The sequence below is a fragment of the Niveispirillum fermenti genome (genome assembly GCF_052474395.1).
In genome coordinates this window covers 1,012,312-1,035,485 of record NZ_CP156681.1, presented here as the reverse complement: position 1 = coordinate 1,035,485, position 23,174 = coordinate 1,012,312, and the positions used below count along the sequence as shown (strand labels likewise).

Annotated in this window: 19 protein-coding genes; 7 read left to right on the top strand and 12 right to left on the bottom strand. The window is 67.8% G+C overall.

Features of this window, described 5'->3' with window-relative positions:
- Nucleotides 1-137: 137 nt before the first annotated feature.
- The 5 genes from ABC728_RS16300 to ABC728_RS16280 form a co-directional block, all read right to left on the bottom strand.
- Nucleotides 138-1,598, bottom strand: coding sequence for a sensor histidine kinase (locus ABC728_RS16300; protein WP_416619404.1), 1,461 nt, complete (start codon nt 1,596-1,598; stop codon nt 138-140).
- Between the two features lie 140 nt (nt 1,599-1,738).
- Nucleotides 1,739-3,319 (bottom strand): peptide ABC transporter substrate-binding protein, encoded by a 1,581-nt coding sequence (locus ABC728_RS16295; RefSeq protein WP_416619403.1) that lies wholly within the window; start codon nt 3,317-3,319, stop codon nt 1,739-1,741.
- A 118-nt stretch (nt 3,320-3,437) separates the two neighbouring features.
- A complete protein-coding gene (locus tag ABC728_RS16290) occupies nt 3,438-5,363 on the bottom strand; it encodes an adenylate/guanylate cyclase domain-containing protein (RefSeq protein WP_416619402.1) in 1,926 nt (641 codons plus the stop codon).
- A 51-nt stretch (nt 5,364-5,414) separates the two neighbouring features.
- On the bottom strand, nt 5,415-6,884 hold the full coding sequence (locus ABC728_RS16285) for a M48 family metalloprotease (protein ID WP_416619401.1): 1,470 nt from the start codon (nt 6,882-6,884) through the stop codon (nt 5,415-5,417).
- A 97-nt stretch (nt 6,885-6,981) separates the two neighbouring features.
- On the bottom strand, nt 6,982-7,473 hold the full coding sequence (locus ABC728_RS16280) for a cyclic nucleotide-binding domain-containing protein (protein ID WP_416619400.1): 492 nt from the start codon (nt 7,471-7,473) through the stop codon (nt 6,982-6,984).
- Between the two features lie 239 nt (nt 7,474-7,712).
- On the opposite strand from ABC728_RS16280, the gene ABC728_RS16275 reads away from it, so the two are divergent.
- On the top strand, nt 7,713-8,168 hold the full coding sequence (locus ABC728_RS16275) for an NUDIX hydrolase (protein WP_416619399.1): 456 nt from the start codon (nt 7,713-7,715) through the stop codon (nt 8,166-8,168).
- Between the two features lie 52 nt (nt 8,169-8,220).
- Here ABC728_RS16275 and ABC728_RS16270 read toward each other — a convergent pair whose 3' ends face one another.
- The 5 genes from ABC728_RS16270 to ABC728_RS16250 form a co-directional block, all read right to left on the bottom strand.
- Nucleotides 8,221-8,964 (bottom strand): amino acid ABC transporter ATP-binding protein, encoded by a 744-nt coding sequence (locus ABC728_RS16270; protein ID WP_416619398.1) that lies wholly within the window; start codon nt 8,962-8,964, stop codon nt 8,221-8,223.
- Between the two features lie 55 nt (nt 8,965-9,019).
- Complete coding sequence (locus ABC728_RS16265; RefSeq protein ID WP_416619397.1) at nt 9,020-10,108, bottom strand: amino acid ABC transporter permease; 1,089 nt, start codon at nt 10,106-10,108, stop codon at nt 9,020-9,022.
- A 10-nt stretch (nt 10,109-10,118) separates the two neighbouring features.
- Nucleotides 10,119-11,327, bottom strand: coding sequence for an amino acid ABC transporter permease (locus ABC728_RS16260; protein ID WP_416619396.1), 1,209 nt, complete (start codon nt 11,325-11,327; stop codon nt 10,119-10,121).
- A gap of 19 nt (nt 11,328-11,346) precedes the next feature.
- Nucleotides 11,347-12,369, bottom strand: coding sequence for an amino acid ABC transporter substrate-binding protein (locus ABC728_RS16255; protein ID WP_416619395.1), 1,023 nt, complete (start codon nt 12,367-12,369; stop codon nt 11,347-11,349).
- Between the two features lie 160 nt (nt 12,370-12,529).
- Complete coding sequence (locus ABC728_RS16250; protein WP_416619394.1) at nt 12,530-12,976, bottom strand: MarR family winged helix-turn-helix transcriptional regulator; 447 nt, start codon at nt 12,974-12,976, stop codon at nt 12,530-12,532.
- Nucleotides 12,977-13,083: 107 nt separating this feature from the next.
- Between ABC728_RS16250 and ABC728_RS16245 the strand changes: the two genes are divergently transcribed.
- Nucleotides 13,084-14,238, top strand: coding sequence for a homogentisate 1,2-dioxygenase (locus ABC728_RS16245; RefSeq protein ID WP_416619393.1), 1,155 nt, complete (start codon nt 13,084-13,086; stop codon nt 14,236-14,238).
- A gap of 176 nt (nt 14,239-14,414) precedes the next feature.
- Nucleotides 14,415-15,431: a fumarylacetoacetate hydrolase family protein gene (locus tag ABC728_RS16240; protein ID WP_416619392.1), complete on the top strand. Its 1,017-nt coding sequence runs from the start codon at nt 14,415-14,417 to the stop codon at nt 15,429-15,431.
- A gap of 63 nt (nt 15,432-15,494) precedes the next feature.
- On the opposite strand, the gene ABC728_RS16235 is transcribed toward ABC728_RS16240, so the two are convergent.
- Nucleotides 15,495-16,253: an SDR family oxidoreductase gene (locus tag ABC728_RS16235; protein WP_416619391.1), complete on the bottom strand. Its 759-nt coding sequence runs from the start codon at nt 16,251-16,253 to the stop codon at nt 15,495-15,497.
- Nucleotides 16,254-16,296: 43 nt separating this feature from the next.
- Between ABC728_RS16235 and maiA the strand changes: the two genes are divergently transcribed.
- On the top strand, nt 16,297-16,929 hold the full coding sequence (gene maiA, locus ABC728_RS16230; protein ID WP_445376610.1) for a maleylacetoacetate isomerase: 633 nt from the start codon (nt 16,297-16,299) through the stop codon (nt 16,927-16,929).
- 385 nt (nt 16,930-17,314) lie between these two features.
- A complete protein-coding gene (locus tag ABC728_RS16225; protein ID WP_445376609.1) occupies nt 17,315-19,240 on the top strand; it encodes a transglycosylase domain-containing protein in 1,926 nt (641 codons plus the stop codon).
- A gap of 45 nt (nt 19,241-19,285) precedes the next feature.
- Here ABC728_RS16225 and ABC728_RS16220 read toward each other — a convergent pair whose 3' ends face one another.
- Nucleotides 19,286-20,386 (bottom strand): alkene reductase, encoded by a 1,101-nt coding sequence (locus tag ABC728_RS16220; RefSeq protein WP_416619388.1) that lies wholly within the window; start codon nt 20,384-20,386, stop codon nt 19,286-19,288.
- A 301-nt stretch (nt 20,387-20,687) separates the two neighbouring features.
- On the opposite strand from ABC728_RS16220, the gene ABC728_RS16215 reads away from it, so the two are divergent.
- Entirely contained in the window at nt 20,688-21,980 is a 1,293-nt protein-coding gene (locus ABC728_RS16215) for a hemolysin family protein (RefSeq protein ID WP_416619387.1), read from the top strand.
- Between the two features lie 88 nt (nt 21,981-22,068).
- On the top strand, nt 22,069-23,061 hold the full coding sequence (locus ABC728_RS16210) for a zinc-dependent alcohol dehydrogenase family protein (protein WP_416619386.1): 993 nt from the start codon (nt 22,069-22,071) through the stop codon (nt 23,059-23,061).
- The last annotated feature ends 113 nt before the right edge of the window (nt 23,062-23,174 follow it).

The following is a 23,174-nucleotide window of genomic DNA, read 5'->3' as shown; positions in this document are numbered from 1 at the left end:
TTCCTCTCCTTGAAATCTCGCCGTCCGGTCCCCGGGACCCGGACAATTCCTCCGCCCGGAAGCTTAGGCGGAAGCGGCTGGCCGGTGCAAGCAACGGGTCCATGACAGCCCCGCCACAACCGCATTATTGCGCTGCATCATGGCCGATGGACAACAGGTGCCGCTTGCTGTTGGGCTGACCGGCTGCCCGGCGCAACCCGGGGGAAGACCAGGGTGAACAGCGCCCCGCCCTGCGGCGAGGCGCCGACATGCACCGTTCCCCCCATGCGGACCGTCACGATATTGTACAGAAGATGCAGCCCCAGCCCCGACCCGCCCGTGCCGCGCCGTGTCGTGAAGAAGGGTTCGAAGATGCGCGGCCACAGATCGGGCGGAATGCCCTGGCCGTCATCGCCATAGGTCATCTCCACCCGCCCATCCTCCAGCAGGCGGGCCGACAGGCGCATCACCCCGGCCCGTTCGCCCGGATAGGCGTGCATGATGGAATTGATGACCAGATTGGTGACGATCTGCGCCATGGCGCCGGGATAGCCGTCCATTTCGATGCCTTCGGGCACCGCCATCTCCACCCGGTGCCCGGCCCGGCGCACGCGCGGCGACAGGCTGGCCAGCACCTCCGCCACATAGGCGCGCAGGTCGTAGGGGCGGCGCGCATCGGACGACTGGTCCACCGCCACCTCCTTGAAGGACTGGATCAGTTCCGCCGCGCGCACGGCATTCTTCTCGATCAGGCCGGCCAGCTCGTCCACCACGGTCAGATACTCGTCGAAGGTGCTGCGCCGCAGCTTGCCTTCCGCCGCCAGCGCCATGATGCGCGCCGTCTCCGTCTTCAGTTGCGAAGCACCGGTGACCGCCAGGCCCACGGGCGTGTTCACCTCGTGCGCGACGCCGGCCACCATGCCGCCCAGGCTGGCCATCTTCTCCTGCAGGATCATCTGGGCCTGGGCAGCGCGCAGCTCGTCCAGCGTGCGCTCCGCCTGGGCGCGGGCCTCCTCCGCCTTGCGACGGCCGTCGATGGCCGCATCACGCGCCCGTTGCAGCATCAGCCGCGTCTTGGTGCGGGCCGATTGCGACGACAGGTTGGCCAGGACCAGCAGCACCACGGCCGTCAGCAGGAAAGCGAATCGGCTATGGACATCATCGGCATGGCTGCCCGTGTAAAGCTGCCAGCCATAGGTGCCGGCGATGACGGCGATAAAGCCGGCGAAAAAGACCAGGATGGCCCGGTTGCCCCCGAAATTCCCCGTCGTTGCCACCCCCATCAGGAACAGCGGCACCAGCGGCGACGCGATGCCGCCCGTGAAATGCAGAAGCATGGCGATCAGGCTAAGCCCGGCCAGGTTGTTGGCGATCGTCACCTCGTGAAACCGGCCCGTCAGGCGCACCAGCACCAGATTGACGCCCAGGATGGCGGCATAGCCGGCCCAGGCCAGGCTGACGGGGTCGAACGGCCCCTGCCGGACGGCCCAGACGGCGTAAAGCACCAGCAGCCCGACATGGATCAGCAGCGTCACGCGGATGAAGGCGCGGGCACGCAGCAGTTGCTTCTCGTCAAAGCCGGGTTGGCGCATCACGGCGGGAAGGAACAGGTCCGTCACCGCGCGCAAAGTCCCCGACGCCCACAACCGCCAGCCACCAGCGCCCATGCGCCTGCCCCCAGTCCGTCGGTTCATACCCTGTCAGGCTCGCCGAATTCGGACAAAAGCTCAATGGGTTAAGCGGTTTTTGCATGAAAAATTCAGGGTTTTGCAACTTCTTGCGGTGCAAGATGGCGCACGGGGTGGCTGTCGCGCAGATTATCCACCCATCCCCCGATCCGGGGGGCAACCAGATGCCGGCTGGTGGCGAACAGCACGGGCATGAGGGCGGCGTCATCCAGCATCAGCGCCTCGGCCCGGCGCAACGCGCGGGCCATGCCGGCCCGGTCCGTCGCGGCATCGGCCGCCGCCATGGCGGCATCGAAGGCGGGGCTGGCATAGCCATTGCCGTTATGCTGCTCGCGCGTGCGCAGGATCTCCAGATATTTTTCCGGGAAAACCCAGAACCATTGCCGCAGGACAAGACCGGGATAGGACCCGTCGCGTACCCGGCCCATCACCACCTTGAATTCCTGGTTCTCCAGTTGCGTGCGCACGCCCAGCACCGACTGCCAGCGGGCCGCCACGGCCACGGCGATCTGCTTGTTCATCTCCCCCGTCGGGTAGAGCAGATTGACCGTCAGCGGCCGGTCCGGGCCGTAGCCGGCCTGGGCGAACAGGGTCCGGGCCAGGGCGTCGCGTGCGCCTTGCGTCCACCCGGCCTGGACGGGCAGGGCGGGGTCATAGTCGGGCAGGCCCGGCGGCACAAAGCTGTGGGCGGGGTCGCCATCGCGCAGGATGCGCCCGGCAATCGTCTCCCGGTCGATGGTCAGCGACAGGGCCAGCCGCAGCGCCCGGTTGGATTTCCAGGGCTCCACCCGCATGTTGGGGGCAATGAAATTGATGCCGGCGCGCGGGGCCAGCCGCAACGCATCCCCCAGATGGGCCCGCACCCAATCGAGCTGGCTGGGCGGCACCGTTTCGGTGATGTCCAGTTCGCCTGCCCGGAACCGGCGCAGTTCGGCCTGGCCGTCCTCCGTGGTGAAGAACAACACCTTGTCGAAGGCCACAGAGGCCGCATCATGGAAATGCGGGTTGCGCACGACGCCGACATGGCTTTGCGGCCGCTGGCTGTCCAGCCGGTAGGGACCGTTGGAGACCAGGTGGCCGGCCCGCGCGAACCCGTCCCCATGCGCCGCCACCGAGGGCGGATGCACGGGATATGTGGCCCGGTGATAGAGATAATCGGTGAAATTGGGCTTGGGCGCGGCCAGCCGCACCTGGAAGCTGCGCATATCCAGGGCCGCCACGCCCAGCGCTTCGGGCGGCATCCGCCCCGCGGCCACCGCCTGCGCATTCAGCACGGGATAAAGGAAATCCGCGAACAGCGGCCGGGTGGCGGGGTCCACGGCACGGCGCCAGGAATAGACGAAATCCGCAGCCGTCACGGGGCTGCCATCCGACCAGCGCCCATCGGCACGCAGGATGAAGGTATAGGTCAGGCCATCATCCGACACGGTCCAGCTTTCCGCCGCCCCCGGCACCATGCGGCCCGCCGCGTCCGGGGTCAGCAGCCCCTCGAACAGGGCCGTCAGGATACGGCTGTCGCCGGCGCCCACGGCGCGGTGCGGGTCCAGGCTCTCGCTGTCGGGACCGTTCCCCAGCCGCAATACGGTCTCCGCCGCCGCCGGCGGCAGGGCAAGGGCCAGGCAGAACAGCAGCAGGGCAAGACAGCGCGACATGGACGGCCCCCCGGGGTTCGCACTGGTTGGGGAAGGAAACCGCCGGCAGCGTGACGGGTCGGCCCCGCGAAGTCGAGCGCGCAATGGCGCGGCGGCCGGACCCGTCGGGTGATGCCGCCTATTCCCCGTCCGGCACGACCAGCCGCCAGACATCGACCAGGGCCCGCCTGCCACGCAGGGAAAAGGCCCCGATCGCCGTCAGCGGCATGTCCACGGCACAGGTGCCGGCGGCGCGCACCGTGTCGTCGCTGACCAGCACGACATAGCACTCGTCCTCCATCATCTCCCCGCCCAGCGCTTCCAGCCGGGCGGCGGTGTTCACCGTGTCGCCGACGATGGTGTAGTTGATGCGGGTGGAAGCGCCGATATTGCCCACGATGACAGGGCCGGAATGCACGCCCACGCGCAGGCAGACGGGCGGACGGCCGGCTGCCTGCGCCTCGGCCGCTTCTTCCGCCACGACATGGGCGATGGCATGGGCGGCCCGCAGCGCGCGGGCGGCATGGTCGGGCTGGTCGTCGGGTGCGCCCCAGAAGGCCATGACGGCGTCACCGATGAACTTGTCCACGGTGCCGCCCTCCGCCTCGATGCAGGCGGCGATGCGGGTGAAATGGCGGTTCAGCCATTCCGCCGTATCCTGGGGCGACATCTTCTCCGCCATGGCGGAGAACCCCTTGATGTCGGTGAACAGCACGGTCACGTCCCGTTCCTCCGACGGGATTTCGGCCTGGGTCGCGTCGCGGCGGATCAGGCGCAGCACCAACGACTTGGGCACATAGGTCTCAAACCAGCGCAGGCCGCTGACCATGGCGTTGAAGGCGGCGGCAGCGTCCGCCACCTCGCGGAACCGGCTGTCGGGCAGACGCGGGACATTGGCGAAATCCAGGTCGCGCAGGGCCACGGCGGCCCCCGACAGCAGCCGGATGCGCCGGCTGATCATCTTGCCCAGGGCCATGGCCACCAGCACGGAGACGATCAGGATGACGAAACCCACGACCAGCAGGTGCTGGAACCGGTCGATCTCGCTGTCCATATCCTCTTCCCGCATGGCGACGACCAGCGTGAAGGGATGCTCGCCATAATCGGAGATGGAGCGAAGCAGGTAGAAATAATTGACCCCGTCCACCTTGGCCTGGCGGAAATGCAGGTCCGCGCGGCGTTCGCTGATGCGGGTTTCAACCTTCTTGCCGGCATTCCACTTGGCCAGGGGCGTGCCGATCCCGTCGGGCCCCACGACGGACCAGATGGCCGAGACGATCGGGTCCCCCACCTCCTCCAGCGTGGGCAGGGGCGGCCGGTTCTCCACCGCGGCGAAATCGAACCGCCTTTCCGCCAGCGCCGGATGGGCCAGCACATAGCGGTCATCGAACAGGATGAAGCTGAACAGGCCCATATCCTTGTCCGTATCGCGCAGGAAGCGCGACAGGCCGTTGAAGCCCACGGCCGACATCACGGCCCCCAGGAACTGCCCGTCCCGGCGCAGAGGCCCTTGCACCGGCATGACCGTCGTTTCGATCTCGTCGGCCCAGACCGGGTCCAGCCAATGGGCCGAGCCGGTCCGCAGCACATCGGCCAGGATGACGGGCGCATCCTTCACCTTGTCCATGTCGAAGGCCGATTCGGTGTCCCCGACGCGGGCCGCCCCCAGCAACTGGTGGTCATCGGCCCGCAGGACGCCGATGCCGGCGACCTGCGGCGTGGAGGCCAGGGCACCGCGCAGCAGCGCCTCGATCCGGTCGGTGTCGTCGATCGACATCTCGCCCGTGCTGAGGATCGAGGTGAGGTAATCCACCTGGGCCTGGGCCGGGTCCAACTGGGCCCGCACCCGCGCCTCGGCCATGTTCATGGCCAGTTCGGCCTTGTCGTTCAGCAGGTTATAGGTGTTGCGGCCCGATGTCTGCACCCCCAGCAGAAAGACGCTGGCCACGGCGGCCAGCATCAGCCCGCCGAAGCCCAGCGTCATGACGGCGGTGATCGGCAGACGCCAGCGGCCTTTGCACGCCGTCGTCTCCTCGCATCGCGGAAGGGGAAGAAGGGTCTTCATGGCCGCGGACGGTACAGGAGAGGGCGAAGGCCGGCAACTGCCGGCCCCGTCCTACCCTTCGACAATGGTCTTCACCCACACGCCGGGCCGGGGCTCCGTGCCGGGCGGAATGTTGTTCAGGACGCGGAACCGTTCGTCCGCATGGTCCTTCAGCGGCATGCGGGCCACGAAATCGGCCACCCGCTCGCCCTGCTTCACCTGCACGACCTTGATCCGGTAGGGCTTCAGGCCCGCCTTCTCCGCCGCGGTCAGGCGGCGGAAGCTGTTGGCCGTGTCCAGGAAGCCGGGATCAAGCCGGCTGGCCAGGGCCGGCGGGCTGGACAGCAGGAACCGGTGGTAGCGCCCGGCCGTTCCCGCCGAAATGGCGACCAGACGGGCAAAGGCGGGGCCGGACTGTCCCGACAATTGCGTCACGGCCGTGGCGGCGGGCAGCCCGCCGATGGTCAGGGACCGCAACTCGCCCAGCTGCACACCCTTGGCCCAGGCATTGGCGATATAATCGGCAGCGCTGTAGGCGCCATCGGCCTGGCCCTGGGAATAGACGATCTGCGATCCTTCCGGCCCCAGCCCGATCACCGCCTGGTCGCTGTTCAGCAGGCGGAAGCCGTCCGGCACCTCGAACCGGAAATCCATGCCGGGATGGGCGAAGACCCGCCCCCGCACGAAGCCGTTCTGGGCGCTGTCGCCATAGATCATGCCATCGATGGCCTGCATATATTCGCTCTGGCGCACCAGCAGGTTGGCGCCGCCCATCTGGGCGGCGGCGGCCGTGGCCCGCTCGGCGCGGTCGCCCGTGGGCGGATGGGTCTGGAGATAGCTGAACTGGTCGGCCCGGCCCGGCTGGCCGGCCAGCAGCGCCTCCAACTGGGCATGGCGGCCCATGGAAGACAGGAAGCCCGCCATCTCACGCGGGTCGTAGCCCGCAGCCGTCATGTAGCGGATGCCCAGATTATCGGCCTGCAGCTCCTGGCTGCGGCTGAAACCGGCCAGGGCGACCTGTGCCCCGGACTGGGCGACCTGACCCGCCTGCTGGCCCAGCAGGATGCCGGCCAGCAGCGCCCCGCCCTGGGCCAGCACGCCGCGGCCATAGCGGTCGGCCGAATGGCGGGCCGTGACGTGCCCGATCTCGTGGCCGACCACGCCGGCCAGTTCCGCCTCACTGTTGGCCAGGGCCATCAAGCCGCGGCTGACATAGACATAGCCGCCGGGCAGGGCGAAGGCGTTGACGATGGGGCTGTCCAGCACCGTGAAGGTGTAGCGCGTGCCCGGCACCTCGGTCCTGGCCGCCAGTTGCTGTCCCAGCCGGTCCACATAGGCCTGAAGCTTCGCATCCTCGTACCGGCCACCGAATTCCTTCAGCATTTCGGGATGCTGCTGGGCACCGATGGCGGCTTCCTGTTCGGGGGGCATCAGGGCCGTGAACTGCCGGTCGCCGGTGACCGGATTCGTGGAGCAGGCGGCCAGCCACAGGGGCAGCATGACGGGCGCAAGGCGGGGCAGAAGGCGTGTCAGACGGGCCATGGTTCAGGCTTCCAATGGTCGTTCGCAGTCCCATTCTTATGCCAAACTAGGCCGGATACCGATAGTCATCCGGTCGGATGAGGGGGAGGGCAAGGGGTCATAGGCTATTGGCCCTGCTCAATTCCCGCGTCGTGAATTCCAGGCGCAGCGCCAGATCGCGCAGCATGGGCACGGCCATTTGCGGGAACTCGTCCATCAGCCGGAAAAACGCCTCCCGCTCGATGCGCAGCGTGATGACATCGCCCACGGCCAGGGCCGTCGCCATGCGCGGCCGGCCGCACAGGATACCCACCTCTCCGATGATGCCGGACCCGTCATGGCTGATCCGATGGACGGCGCCGCCAGCCCCGTGCAGCAAAAGATCGACCCGGCCGCACAGGATGACATGGGCCGCATCCGACGGCTCGTCCTGACGGAACAGCGTGGTGCCGTCAGGAAAGCACTGCTGCTCGCCGGTGAAGGCCAGCAGCTTCAGCTTGGACAGTTCGATCCCCGCGAACAGGGGCAGACGCCGAAGCGCCTCGACCTGTTCGGTCAGGCTGGCGGTCAATGCTTCCTCCCCCATGGCTGCCTGTTTTTGATGCAGCATCCGTTATGACATAGTCGTGACGCATCCGTTCCCCCATGTCCAGCCCGATGGCCGTCAGCGCCGGATTGCCCGTCCGGCAGGTGGCCGTTCCCGGTATCGGGCGGGCATGGATCAGGGGATGGTCGCCATGTCGCAAATCCCCTCCGTCCGGCAGGCGGCATCAGGATAGGATCGGTGCCGGCCCGCCGCCTTGATGCGGGTCAACGCCTCATCATCCGACCATCCCGCAGGGAATTGCCATGTCCGTCGCCCTCCTGACCCATCCCCGCGTCGGCGTCGGCTGCCTGGTCTGGAAACAGGCGCGCGTGCTGCTGATCCGGCGGGGCAAGCCGCCGGGCCATGGCGAATGGTCACTGCCCGGCGGCAGCCAGGAACTGGGGGAAACGCTGTTCCAGGCGGCGGAACGCGAGGTGCTGGAGGAAACGGGCGTCACGGCCCGCGCCCGGTCCATCCTGACCGCCGTGGACAATATCGTGCATGACGCCGCCGGCGCCCTGCTGTTCCATTACACCATCGTGGATGTGGAGGCCGACTGGCAGGCGGGCGAACCCGTGGCCGGCGACGATGCGCTGGACGCGCGCTGGGCCGGCCTGGAGGAATGCGAGGCGCTGGTGTCCTGGGAGCCGCTGAAGCAGGTCCTGCGCATGGCCTTTGCCCGGCACGCGGATGGCCCTGTCCTGGCCGACGGGCGATGACCCCCGCGGCCGGCAACAGCCCGCAGGGGGCAAAGGCCGGCCGGTCATTTCATCAATGGCTCAGCACCTGGCCCAGGAAGGCGCGGGTGCGCTCGCTCTGCGGGTTGTCGAAGAACTGTTCGGGCGGCGCCATCTCCACGATCTCCCCCCGATCCATGAAGACCACACGGTCGGCCATGCGCCGGGCGAATCCCATCTCGTGCGTCACGACCAGCATGGTCATGCCGCCTTCGGCCAGGTCGGTCATCACGTCCAGCACTTCCTTGACCATCTCCGGGTCCAGCGCGCTGGTCGGTTCGTCGAACAGCATGATGGACGGGTCCATGCACAGGGCGCGGGCGATGGCCACGCGCTGCTGCTGCCCGCCGGAAAGCTGGCCCGGAAACTTGGCCGCCTGATCGGGAATGCGCACCCGCTCCAGCAATTGCAGGGCCTTGGCCTCTGCCTGCGCACGCGGCATCTTCTTCACCCACATGGGCGCCAGGGCGCAATTCTCCAGCACCGTCAGGTGCGGGAACAGATTGAACTGCTGGAACACCATGCCAACGTCGCGGCGGATGCTTTCCACGTGCCGCACGTCGTCGTCCAGCGGCACGCCCTTCACGATGATCTCTCCCGCCTGGTGTTCCTCCAGCCGGTTGACGCAGCGGATCATCGTGGACTTGCCCGACCCCGACGGGCCGCAGATGACGATCCGCTCCCCCTTTTCCACGGACAGGCTGACATCGCGCAGCACATGGAAGGCGCCGTACCATTTGTTGACGCCGCGCAGTTCGATGATGGGCTCGGTGGTCATTCGCTCAACTCCGTGTCGGGGGCGCGGGCGGTCATGGCGTCGTGATGATCGCGCGTCACCGCCGCCTCCCCTGCCCGAGGACGGTTTCCAGATACCGGCTGTAGCGGGACAGCGCGTAGCAGAACAGCAGGTAGATGAGGCCGACGAACAGGTACGCTTCCTTGTAGAAGCCGCGCCAGGCCGGATCGGTCAGCGCCGATTTGGCCGTGGACAGCAGGTCCAGCAGGCCGATGACGATGACCAGGCTCGTATCCTTGAAGGTGGCGATGAAGCTGTTGACCAGCGGGGGGATGACCAGCGCCAGCGCCTGGGGCAGCACGATCAGCCGCTGGCGCTGCCAGTAGCCGAGGCCCAGTGCCTTCGCCGCCTCCACCTGTCCCTTGGGGATGGCCTGCAGGCCGCCGCGCACCACCTCCGCCACATAGGCGGCGGCGAACAGGATGATGCCGATCTGGGCGCGCAGCAGCTTGTCGATCGACACCCCGGCCGGCAGGAACAGCGGCAGCATCACCGACGCCATGAACAGGATGGAGATCAGCGGCACGCCGCGGATCAGCTCGATATAGACCACCGACAGGGCACGCAGCACGGGCAGTTCCGACGTGCGGCCAAGGGCCAGCAGCACCCCCAGCGGGAAGCTGGCCGCCAGCCCCACGACGGACAGGGCCAGCGTCAGCGGCAGACCGCCCCATAGCGAGGTCGGCACGAAATCCAGCCCCAGCACCCCGCCGAACATCATCAGCGCGGCAAACCCCATGCCACCGGCCCAGATGAAGACCAGCGGCCGGCCCCAGACCCGGCGGTCGGCCGAGACGACCAGCATGCCGATGATGGACAGCATGGCCAGCGTCGGCCGCCAGTGCTGGTCATCGGGGAAGGTCCCGAACAGGATGAAGCGCCATTTCTCCGCCAGGAAGGCCCAGCAGGCGCCGCCGGCGGCGCGGCAGGCGGCGGCGTCGCCATCCCATGTAGCGCTGACCAGCAGCCAGTCGATCACGCCGGGCACCAGCCTGAACAGCAGATAGAGGATCAGCAGCGTCAGCAAGCTGTTGTACCAGGTGGAAAACAGGTTGGCACGCATCCAGCCGACCGGCCCCTGGCGGGGGCGTTCGGGGGCGGCGCGCTGAACGGTTTCGGTTTCCATGGCGCTCATCCTACCGCTCCACCAGCGCCACGCGGCGGTTGTACCAGTTCATCAGCAGCGACAGGCTGAGGCTGATGACCAGATAGGCCGCCATGATCGACAGCACCCCTTCCACCGCCTGGCCCGTCTGGTTGATGGTGGTGTTGGCGATGGACACGAAGTCCGGAAAGCCGATGGCAACAGCCAGCGAGCTGTTCTTGGTCAGGTTCAGATACTGGCTGGTCGTGGGCGGGATGATGACGCGCAGCGCCTGCGGCAGCACGACGAGCCGCAGCACCTGCCCCCGTGTCAGGCCCAGCGCCGTCGCCGCCTCCGTCTGCCCCCTGTGTACGGCCAGGATGCCGCTGCGCACGATCTCGCCGATGAAGGCGGCCGTGTAGATGACCAGGCCGAACAGCAGGGCCGCGAATTCCGGTGTCAGCGTCATGCCGCCCCGGAAATTGAAGCCCTGGAGCACGGGAACGTCGATGGCGCCGCCGCCATGCGCCAGCAGGATCAGGCCCGGCATGCCGATGACCAAGCCCAGGCCGACAGGCAGCATGTGGAAACGCCGGCCCGTCCGGGCCTGACGCCGGGTGTTCCAGGCGGAAATGACCAGCGTCAGGATGACGCCCAGGCCGAACGCGGCGGCCACCCAGGCCCAGACCGGATCATCGGCCGGGGCGGGCAGTTTCAGCCCGCGGTTGGACAGGAAGACACCCGGCAGCGGCTCCAGCGCCTGGCGCGGTCCCGGCAGCCCCTCGGTCAGCAGGCCGTACCACAGGAAAAGCTGAAGCAGCAGGGGAAGGTTGCGGATCGTCTCGACATAGAAGGTGGCGAAGCGGGCCACCAGCCAGTTGTCCGACAGGCGCGCGATGCCCAGCGCCACCCCAAGGATGGTGGCCAGGACGATACCGATGCCCGACACTTTCAGCGTATTCAGCAGCCCGACCAGGAAGGCGCGGGCGTAATTGTCCTGCGGGCCGAAGGCGACCGGGCTTTCACCGATCTGGAACCCCGCCTCCCGCTCCAGGAAGCCGAAACCGGAGGAGATGGACAGCCGGGCGAGGTTGTCCATCGTGTTGCCGACCAGATACCAGGCGGCCAGCGCGACCAGGAAGGCCGCAACGACCTGCCACAGGATGGCACGGACGAGGGGATTGTTGATGGACAGGTGAAAGGCCGCCTGCCCGGGCGGGGCGGCGGCCTTGATCGTGGCGGGCGCTTGGCGGTCCGTCATGGGGATGGAGGCCGGCCGGTCAGCGGATGGGCGGGGCGTACATCAGGCCGCCATTTGTCCAGAGCGCGTTCAGACCCCGCTCCAGCTTCAGCGGCGTCGACTTGCCGACATTGCGTTCGAAAACCTCGCCATAATTGCCGACGGCCTTGATGGCGCGATAGGCCCATTGCTTGTCCAGGCCCAGCGCCGGGCCCAGATCGCCCTGGACGCCCAGGATGCGCTGCACCGTGGGGTCGGTGTCCTGCAGCTTGGTATCGATATTGGCCTGGGTGATGCCCTTCTCCTCCGCCTCGATCAGGGCAAAGACGCTCCAGCGCACGATGTCCGCCCACTGGTTGTCGCCATGGCGGACGACGGGGGCCAGCGGCTCCTTCGACATGATTTCCGGCAGGATCACGAAATCGTCGGGCTTGGGCGCCACAGAGGCGCGCACGCCCGCCAGACCGGAAATATCCGTGGTCAGCACATCGCAGCGGCCGGAGAAGAAGGCGGCATTCACCTCGTCCAGCGCCTCGATCACGACGGGCCGGAAGGAAAGATTGTTGGCACGGAACCAGTCCGCAAGGTTCAGTTCGGTGGTGGTGCCGGGCTGCACGCAGACCGTGGCCCCGTCCAACTGCTTGGCGCTGGTCACGCCCAGGCTTTTGGCCACCATCAGGCCCTGGCCGTCGTAATAGACCACGGGGCCGAAATCCAGCCCCTGGGCATCGCGGGTCAGCGACCAGGTGGTGTTGCGCGACAGCACGTCGATCTCGCCCGATTGCAGGGCGGTCAGCCGCTGTTGCGCCGACAGCGGAATATAGCGGACCTTGTTCGGGTCGTTCAGGACGGCGGCGGCGACCGCCTTGCAGATATCCACGTCCAGCCCCGTCCAGCGGCCCTGGCTGTCGGGGCTGCTGAAGCCCGGCAGGCCGCTGTTCACGCCGCAGACCACTTGTCCCCTTGCCTTCACGGCGTCCAGCGTCGGCCCGGCCTGTGCCGGGCTTGCGATGAAGGCAAGGCATGCCGCCAGGGCGGCCGCACCGTGCAGGCGAAGGTTCATTTCTACGATCCCCTGTTTTACGTGACCGGCTATCCGATACCGGCCCCTTTTCATGTCAAACAGTTAAGCATTCAATGCGGATCGGAAACAACCCTGTAACCGGGACAATGGCGACAATTTTCACCCCCTTGGCCCGCCGGGCCGACCGGGGCCGCCGGTTCTAGCCCATGCTGCGCGACAATTGTTCCAGCCGTTCCTCCAGCTTGGCGGAGAGGGACTTGAACTGGGCCAGTTCCCCTTCATCCAGGCAGTCCAGCCAGCGCCGCTGCCATTCCAGCGCCAGCGGCGCGATACGCTCATAGAGCGCGCGGCCCGCCGGCGTGAAGGACAGGCGCAGCAGACGCTGGTCGGACGGGTGCGTGCTGCGCGACAGCAGGCCGGCCTCCACCAGCGCCGTGACGGCGCGGCTGACCTTGGCCTTGTCCATGGCCGACCGCTCGACAATGTCGTTGGAGGACAGGGGCTGTTCACGCCCCAGGATGGCCATCACCCGCCATTCGGGGATGGAGATGCCGAATTGCTCCTCGTACCGGCGCGCCAGTTCACGGCTGACGCGCTTGGCCAGGACATTCAGGCGATAGGGCAGGAAATCGTCGAGATCGAGCATGGGTCAAGGGTGACCTGCCCGATACGGACTTGCAAGAGGGTCTGTGATCCGCCATATTCGTTTCAATTGAAACGAATTACCTGACAAGCCAGCCGGGAGCAGCCCCCATGCGTCGGTATATCTCCTTTCCCAGGGTCGAGGGCACAGCCTCGCGCCAGGCCCATGCCGACCTGCCGCCCGGCACCTATGAACGGGAACTGGGCCGGGAGGGTTTCTTCGGCCCCGCCACGCACATGTACCACCGCAACGCCCCCACGGGCTGGACAAGCTGGGAGGGTCCGCTACGCCCCCGCGCCTTCGACCTGAACCAGTTGGTGGAGGGCTTCTCGGCCGGGCCCTGGGCGGCGAAGGAGGTGCTGTTCAACGCCCATTGCCGCATGCGCATGTGGCGCTGCGATGCCCCGATGGACCATCTGGCCCGCAATGGCGACGGCGACGACCTGATCTTCGTGCATGAGGGCGAGGGGGAGCTGTACTGCGACTACGGCCACCTGACCATCAAGGCCGGTGACTATGTCGTGCTGCCGCGCGGCACCATGTGGCGCCTGTCCCCCACCCGGCCCGTCACGGCCCTGCTGATCGAGGCGACGGGATCAACCTATCAGTTGCCCGATCGCGGCATCGTCGGCCCGCATGCAATCTTCGACCCGGCCATGCTGGACACGCCGACGATCGACGCGGCCTTCCGGGACCAGCAGGCCGATAACGGCCCCGGCGGGGCGCCTGACGGGTCCTGGCGCGTGCTGGTGAAGCGGCGCGGGGCGATCAGCACGGTGACCTATCCGTTCAACCCGCTGGACGCCGTGGGCTGGAAGGGTGATCTGGCGCCCGTGCGCCTGAATGTGAAGGATGTGCGGCCGCTGATGAGCCATCGCTACCACCTGCCGCCCAGCGCCCATACCACCTTCGTCGCCAACCGTTTCGTCGTCTGCACCTTCGCCCCCCGCCCGTTCGAGACGGATGAGGGCGCCATCAAGATCCCGTTCTTCCACAATAACGACGATTATGACGAGGTGCTGTTCTACCATGCCGGCGATTTCTTCAGCCGCGACAATATCAAGGCCGGCATGATGACCTTCCACCCGTCGGGCTTCACCCACGGGCCGCATCCCAAGGCGCTGGGCAAGATGCTGGTGCAGACCAAGCCCGCGACCGACGAATATGCGGTCATGGTCGACACCCGCGACGCGCTGGAGGTGGCGGACCTGCCCGCCGGCGTGGAGAACCCCGCCTATGCCGACAGTTGGCGGGTGAAGCCGTGACACCGTTCTGCGGTGATCAGAACCAACCAGGTTCTGATCACCGCCCTCCATCGCCGATGCCAACATCCGTTGGCTTGGGCTACGCCGGACGAACGGCGCGGCAGCAGCCGTAGAGCCAGCAGGTTCCTGCTTAGCCGTTCGCCACCACAGAATTTCCCCGAGCCGGAGCCTCCTTCATGAAACTCGCCTCCCTGCAACAGGGCCGTGATGGCCGTCTCGTCCTGGTGTCCGACGATCTGTCCCGCTGCGCGCCCGTGCCCGACATCGCGCTGACCCTGCAACAGGCGCTGGACCATTGGGACAGCGTGGCCCCGGCCCTGAAGGCCGTGGCGGACAGGCTGAATACCGGCGGGATCGACAGCCAGCCGTTCGACGAGACGGAATGCGCCAGCCCCCTGCCGCGGGCCTATCAATGGGCCGACGGGTCGGCCTATGTGAACCATGTGGAACTGGTGCGCAAGGCGCGCAACGCCGAGATGCCGCCCAGCTTCTGGACCGACCCCCTGATGTATCAGGGCGGGTCGGACAGCTTCCTGGCCCCGCACGATCCGATCCTGATGGCGGACGAAGCCTATGGCATCGACCTGGAAGGAGAGGTCGCCGTGATCACCGGCGACGTGCCCATGGGCGTGACGCCGGAACAGGCGAAGGCGCATATCCGGCTGGTCATGCTGGTCAACGATGTCTCGCTGCGGGGCCTGATCCCGAACGAGTTGGCCAAGGGCTTCGGCTTCTTCCAGTCCAAGCCCAGCAGCGCCTTCAGCCCGGTGGCCGTCACGCCCGACAGCCTGGGCGACGCCTGGGACGGCGGCAGGCTGCATCTGCCGCTTCTGTCTTCCATCAACGGCCAGCCCTTCGGCAAGCCCGATGCCGGCGTGGACATGACCTTCGATTTCCCCACCCTGATCGCGCACGCGGCCAAAACCCGGCCGCTATCGGCCGGCACCATCATCGGGTCGGGCACCGTGTCCAACAAGGATGCCGATGGCGGGCCCGGCCGCCCCGTGTCGGAAGGTGGCCTGGGCTATAGCTGCATTGCGGAAATCCGCACGATCGAGACCATCCGCGACGGCAAGCCCAGCACCCCCTTCCTGCGCTTCGGCGACCGCGTGCGGATCGAGATGAGGGATGGGCGCGGCCGCTCCGTCTTCGGCGCCATCGACCAGGAGGTCCGCCGGTACGAGGGCGCCTGAGAGAGGCGGACGGGGGAAGCCGGGCCCATGGGATCATCGCCGGCCCCGGCCACCGCCCCCGCCCTACAGCCCGCGCAGCCCGCCGCTGGCCCGGATCACCTCGCCCGTGATCCAGGCCGCGTCGGGGCCGGCCAGAAAGGCGACGATGGCGGCAATATCTTCGGGTTCCCCGATGCGGCCCAGGGCCGTGCGCCGCACGATCTCGTCGGCACGCGATCGGTCGCCCGACTTGAACCGGTCGGTGGCCGTCACGCCGGGGGCGACCGTATTGATGGTGATGCCGCGCGGGCCCAGTTCCTGCGCCAGCACCCCCGTCATGGCATGCACCGCCCCCTTGGACGCGGCATAGACGGCGCGCAGCCCCACGGGCATGTCGGTGATGACGCTGCCGATATTGATGATCCGCCCGCCCGGCTGCATGGCCCGCGCCGCCTCCCGCGCCATCAGCAGCGGTGCGGCGGCATTCACGGCCAGCACCTGGGCCAGTTCTTCCGCCGTGATGTCGGCGATGGCGGCGAAACGGCCCGTGCCGGCATTGTTGACCAGGATGTGCGGCACGCCCAGCGCCGCCGCCGCCGCGCCGAACAGGGCCACCGCCCCGCCGGCATCGGACAGGTCGGCCAGATCCGCCTGCAACGCCACGGCCCGCACGCCATGCTGCACGCGGCAGTGCCCGGCCAGTTCTTCCGCCGTCTGGCGGTGCGACCCGTAATGCAGCGCGACATCGGCGCCGTCGCGTGCCAGCCTGTCGGCGATGGCGGCCCCGATGCCGCGCGATGCCCCCGTGACAAGGGCGATCCTGCCCACCAATGGACGGCCCATGGCCCTGCCTCCCCATCAATCCCCGACCGGTGATACCACAGCCATGCAGCTTCATACCTATTTCCGTTCGTCTGCCGCCTACCGGGTGCGCATCGCCCTGGCGCTGAAGGGCATCGCCTGGGATGCGGTCCCCGTCCATCTCCTGAAGGATGGCGGGCAGCAGAAGGCCCCGGCCTATCGGGCGCTGAACCCGATCGGGCTGGTGCCGACCCTGGTGGATGGCGACACCGTGATCCCGCAATCGCTGGCCATCCTGGAATATCTGGAAGAAACGCATCCCACCCCTGCCCTGCTGCCGGCCGGGCCCGTGGCACGGGCCCGGGCCAGGGCCATGGCCCTGACGGTGGCCTGCGACATCCATCCGCTGAACAATCTGCGGGTCCTGTCCTATCTGCGGGGTCCGCTGGACCAGGGGGAAGAGGCTGTCAACGCCTGGATTGCGCACTGGATCGCCGAGGGCTTCCAGGCGCTGGAACAGATGGCGGAGGGGCCGGATTTCTGCCTGGGCGGGGCACCGGGCCTGGCCGATCTGTGCCTGGTGCCGCAGATGTTCAATGCCCGCCGTTTCAACATCGACCTTGCCCCCTATCCGACGCTGGTTGCCATCGACGCGCATTGCCAGACACTGGAAGCCTTCCAGGTGGCGGCACCGGCACAGCAGCCGGATGCGGCATAGGCGACAACAGGCGACGACAGGCGCGCGCCGGCCCGCAATCATTCCCCGCTTTCGTCCCAGAAATCGCCGCAATGGGGGTGCATCAGCTTGTCCGGGCGGCCGCCGGAAGCCTATCCTGGCCACCATCATCCGAAAATGCCCCCTGGGGACCCGTTCCTTGACAACGCTGAGCGCACCGCCCCGTTTCACCCCCCCCGGACCGCCGCCGAAAAGGCGGCCACCCGGACCGCCTCCGGGCGGTTCGGGGCCCGGTGGTGGCGGACGGGGGGCAGCCCCCCCGCCCCCATCCCCACCCGGCGGCGGCAAGGGTTCGCGCCGGTCGCAGCCCCGCAAGTCCTGGGGAAAGCGCTTCCTGACGGGGATCACCGTCCTGGGTATCTGGAGCGTGATCGTCGTGGCCGGCATCGTTGCCTATGTCGCCCATGACATGCCCAGCATATCGGAAGTGGCCGCCGCGGCCCGCCGGCCGGCCATCACGCTGGTGGCCATGGATGGCACCGCGTTCCAGCGGCTGGGCGACCTGCGCGGGGAAACGCTGGATGTCGGGGAATTGCCGCGACATTTCGTGGATGCCCTGATCGCCACGGAAGACCGGCGGTTCTGGAGCCATTTCGGCGTCGACCCCATCGGCATCGCACGCGCGGCCTATACCAACCACAAGGCCGGGCGCACGGTCCAGGGCGGGTCCACCCTAACCCAGCAATTGGCCAAGAACCTGTTCCTGACCCCCGACCAGACCTTCAAGCGCAAGGCGCAGGAAGCGTTGCTGGCCATCCAGCTCGAAGCGACCTACAGCAAGGAGCAGATCCTCACCGCCTATCTGAACCGGGTCTATCTGGGGGCCGGCACCTTCGGCGTCGACGCGGCGGCCCGCACCTATTTCAACAAGTCGGCCCGTGATCTCAGCCTGCGCGAATCGGCCATCATCGTCGGTCTGCTGAAGGCGCCGTCGCGCTATGCCCCCACCGCCAGCCTGAATCGGGCCACCCAGCGCATGGGCGTGGTGCTGCGTGCCATGCTGGACGAAGGCTATATCACCCAGGCCCAACTGGATGCCGCCATGACCCCGCCGCAGGCCCCGGCCCGGACCGAGCAGGCCGACGGCGACGGCCGCTATTTCGCGGCCTGGGTGGCGGACCAGTTGCCGGCCTTCGTGGGGGCCGACCATGGCGACCTTGTCGTCCACACCACCTTCGACGGCGGCATGCAGCGCATCGCCCAGCAGAAGGTGACGGAGATGCTGGCCGGGCCTGGTGCCGAGGCCAAGGTGGGCCAGGCGGCCGCCCTGGTCATGACGCCCGACGGCGCGGTACGCGCCATGATCGGCGGCCGGGATTACGCCAACAGTGAGTTCAACCGCGCCACGCAGGCACTGCGCCAGCCGGGTTCGGCCTTCAAGCCCTTCGTCTATCTGGCGGCGCTGGAGGAAGGGTGGGGGGAATACAGCACCGTTCTGGACGCCCCGTACCGCAAGGCCCGGTGGACGCCCGGCAATTATGACGGACGGTTCCGCGGACAGGTCACGCTGCGCGACGCGCTGGCCCATTCGCTGAACACGGCCACGATCCGGCTGATGGAAAGCGTGGGCATCGACAATGTGCGCCACGCCGCCCGGCGCACGGGCCTGACCACGCCCATGCGCCGCGACCTGTCGCTGGCCCTGGGTACGTCGGAGGTGACCCTGCTGGACCTGACCGGCGCCTATGCCACCATCGCCAATGCCGGGGAGGGCGTGATCCCTTACGGTATCCTGGAGATCCGCGACACGAGCGGCAACATCCTTTACCAGCGCCACGGGTCCAGCGCCGGATTCGCCGTCGCCGCCCCGCATGTGGAGGCGATGAACCGCCTGCTGGCCGGCCCCGTCACCTATGGCACGGGCAAGGCAGCACAACTGGACCGGCCCGTGGTGGGCAAGACCGGCACGACCCAGGATTACAAGGACGCCTGGTTCATCGGCTATACCGCCGATCTGGTCGGCGGCGTCTGGCTGGGCAATGATGACGGCGCGCCCATGAAGAAGGTGACGGGCGGCGGCCTGCCGGCCCGCCTGTGGCAGGCCATCATGGCGGAGGCGCACCAGGGCCTGCCGCCGCGCGACCTGCCCGGCCTGGGCCGCCAGGCACCGGACCCCGCATCAAGCCCCGCATCCAGCCATGCGCCACCGGCCGAAAGCGATGTCCAGACGGCCGACGGGCTGAGCCTGCCGGATGCCGCACCGGCAGGCCCGGAAACGGCCCCGCCGGCCGCCGCCAACGAGGAGGGCAGCGACCCGATCGGCAACCTGTTGCGCAGCCTCACGGGCCGCTGACGGGCGGGTGAGGGGCTGGCCGGGCAGCGCCCGCCCCGCCGCCGGTCACGCCGCCTGTTCCAGCACCGGATAGTCCAGATAGCCGCGTTCGTCGCCGCCATAGAAGGTGGCGCGGTCAGCCTGGGCCAGCGGGGCCTTGCGGCGGAACCGTTCCACCAGGTCCGGGTTGGCGATGTAGGGCACACCAAAGGCGATGGCATCCGCCGCCCCTTCCGCGATCAGCCGGTCCCCCATCTCCCGCGTGATGCCGCCATTCAGGATCAACGGTCCCTTGAACAAGCCGCGCAGCAGGCCCGCCACGCGCGTGGCACCGGGCGGCGGGCTCATCTGATGGTCGTCGGCCAGCGGCTCGATGATGTGCAGGAAGGCCAGGTCGAACCGGTTCAACTGTTCCACCGCATAGGAGAAGGTGGCGGCCGGGTCGTTGTCCGACATGTTGTGATAGGCGCCGTTCGGGCTGAACCGGATGCCGACCCGGCCCGGCCCCAGCACGTCCGTGACCGCCGCCACCACTTCCAGCATGAAGCGGTTGCGGTTTTCCACCGACCCGCCATAGCGGTCGGTGCGCTGGTTGGACCCGCTGCGAATGAACTGGTCGATCAGATAGCCGTTGGCGCCATGCAGTTCCACGGCATCGAAGCCGGCCGCCCGGGCATTTTCCGCCGCCCGGGCGAAATCGGCGACGATGCCGGCGATCTCGTCCGTTTCCAGGGCGCGCGGCGTCACATAGTCCAGCATCCCCTGCGGGGTGAAGGCCTTGCCGTCGGGCTTGATGGCAGACGGGGCCACGGGCAGCCCGCCGCCGGGCTGCAGCACCGGATGGGACAGGCGGCCCACATGCCAGAGCTGGGGGGCGATGCGGCCACCGGCTTCATGCACGGCATCCACGACCCGGCGCCAGCCGGCCACCTGGTCGTCCGTATGGATGCCGGGAGTATAGGCATAGCCCTGCCCCTGCTGGCTGACCTGGGTACCTTCGGTGATCAGCAGGCCGGCCGTGGCGCGCTGCACATAATATTCGGCCGTGGCTGCCGTCGGCACGTCACCCTTGCCGGCACGCGACCGGGTCATGGGCGCCATGATGACGCGGTTGGGCAGGTCCAGCGCCCCCAGGCGCAGCGGAGAAAGCAGATCGTTCCGGCTCATGCGGGAAATTCCTTGATAGGGTCGTTTGCGGTGCGGCAGGGCCGATGCGGCGGCGCACCATGGGTCATGGGCGCAGCCTTGCGGATCGGATGGCAATGTGCAAGTGACCGGCATCACGCAGAATGTTGCAGGCGTGAAAAAGAAACCGGAGCGGGGCAGATGCGGCCCGTGCCGCCGAAATCCCCTGCCCGCGCGTTGGCCGGGTCAAAGGGTCGCTCAATAAGGGCGCTCGCTTTTCAGCCGCAATGCGATAGGATGGGGGCGCGGACCGCTTCCTGGTCCGCGTCACCCAACGCAGAAGATGGTTTCGCTCGAACTCGCCGCGGTCCTGTTCCTGATCCTGTTGAACGGCTTCTTCGCCATGTCCGAACTGGCCATGGTTTCCGCCCGAAAAATCCGGCTCCAGCAGATGGCGGAGGACGGGCGGCGCGGCGCCCGCGCCGCGCTGATCCTGCAGGACGATCCGTCGCGCTTCCTGTCCACGGTCCAGATCGGCATCACCCTGATCGGCGTGATCAACGGCGCCCTTGGCGGGGCGACACTGGCCAACCGGCTGGCCCCCTGGCTGAACGAAATGCCCCTTGTCGCGGGGTATGGGGAGACGCTGGCCATCGCCATCGTCGTGGTAACCATCACCTACCTGTCGCTGATCGCGGGCGAACTGGTGCCCAAGCGCATCGCGCTGAACAATGCCGAGGCCATCGCCAGTTTCGCCGCCCCCATCATGCGCGGCCTGTCGCGCGCCACGGCCCCCTTCGTATGGCTGCTGGGCGCCAGCACGGAAGCCATGCTGAAGCTGCTGCGCGTGCCGGAAAAGGCCGAGCAGACCGTGACGGAAGAAGAGGTCAAGAGCCTGATCGCCGAGGGCACGGCCAGCGGTGTGTTCGATCCGGGCGAAAAGCGGATGATCGAGGGCGTCATGCGCCTGGCCGATCGCACCGTGCGATCCCTGATGACGCCGCGGCCGGAGGTGATGTGGCTGGACATCGACGATGATCCGGAGAACATCAAGCGGGAGATCCGGGAAGCCGGCCATTCCCGCTTCCCCGTGTGCCGCGGGGATTTCGACGATGTCCTGGGTACCATCCATACCAAGGATGTGCTGCACAGCCTGCTTCAGGACGGCGCCTTCGATCTGCGACCCGTGCTGCGCACGGCGCTTATCGTGCATGATGGCACGGCGGTCATGCGCCTGCTGGAACTGTTCAAGCAATCGGGCGAGCAGATGGCCGTCGTCGTGGACGAATATGGCACGGTGGAGGGCATTGTGACCCTGACCGATCTGCTGGAAGGCATTGCCGGTGAACTGCCCGACGATGGCGGGGAGGACAGCGACATCGTCCAGCGCGAGGATGGATCGCTGCTGATCGACGGCATGATGGCCGTGGAAGAGGTGGAGGCCCATCTGGGCCTGAAGAGCCTGCGCGACGAGGATAGCGGCTATCACACCCTGGCCGGCTTCCTGCTGTACAAGCTGGGACGCATTCCGTCCGCCGGCGAATATGCCGACCATGACGGCTACCGGTTCGAAGTGGTGGATATGGATGGCCGCCGCATCGACAAGGTGCTGGTCATGCCCACGCCGGAACCGTAAGCAACGGGCTGTAATGGCGGGCCGCCGCCCGCCCCTGTTGGGGCCGGGTATGGCCTGTTGTCCGGTGCCCGCTTGGTGATGGAGATCAATGATGAAAGCCGTGCAGTTACGGGGTTTCGGCGGCGTGGAGAACCTGGCCCTGGCCGAGGTGCCAGCGCCCGTCGCCGGCCCGGGACAGGTGCTGGTGAAGATCGCGGCTGCCAGCGTCAATCCCGTGGATACCAAGATCCGCCGCAACGGCCCTCCCATCGCCCCGGACCTGCCCGGCATCCTGGGCTGCGACATGGCCGGCACGGTGGTGGCCCTGGGCCCGGGGGTCACGGGCTTTCAGGTCGGCGATGCCGTCTATGGCTGTGTCGGCGGGGTGAAGGGGTTGCAGGGCACCTATGCCGAATATGTGGCGGCCGATGCCCGGCTTCTGGCCCCGGCGCCGGCCGGCCTGTCCCCGCGGGAGGCCGCCGCCCTGCCGCTGGTCACCCTGACGGCGTGGGAAGGGCTGGTGGACCGGGCACGGGTGCGGCCGGGGGACCGGGTGCTGATCCATGGCGGTGCCGGCGGGGTCGGCCATGTCGCCATCCAGATCGCCAGGCAGCAGGGTGCGCACGTCACCACCACCGTGTCCTCGGATGAGAAGGCAGCCATCGTGCGCGGCCTGGGCGCCGACGAAGTCGTGAACTACCGCGATGAACCGGTCGAGCGTTATGTCGCCCGGCTGACGGGGGGCCGCGGCTTCGACATCGTGATGGACGCCACGGGCGGCAGCGACATCGCCACCAGCTTCGCCGCCGCGCGCCTGAATGGCCAGGTCGTGACCATCGTGGCCGGCTATACGGCCGACCTGTCGCCCATGCATGGCAAGGGGTTGAGCCTGCATGTCGTGTTCATGCTGCTGCCCATGCTGCACGATCATGGCTTTGCCATCGATCGCGCCCACCAGGGGCGGGTACTGCGTCAGGCCAGCGGCCATCTGCGCCCGCTGGTCGACCCCACGCGCTTCACGCTGGAAACGGTTGGTCAGGCGCATGAAAGGCTGGAAGGCGGCAAGGCGGTCGGCAAGCTGGTGATCGATATCGCCCCCTGAGGCCGGCCCCGGCGCATTCGCCGCATGATGGTCACGATTGAAACATCGCCCACGATCCGCCATTTTCCTGTGAGTAACCTGTTCGTGACGCCGATGGTCCCCGACCGCTGGCG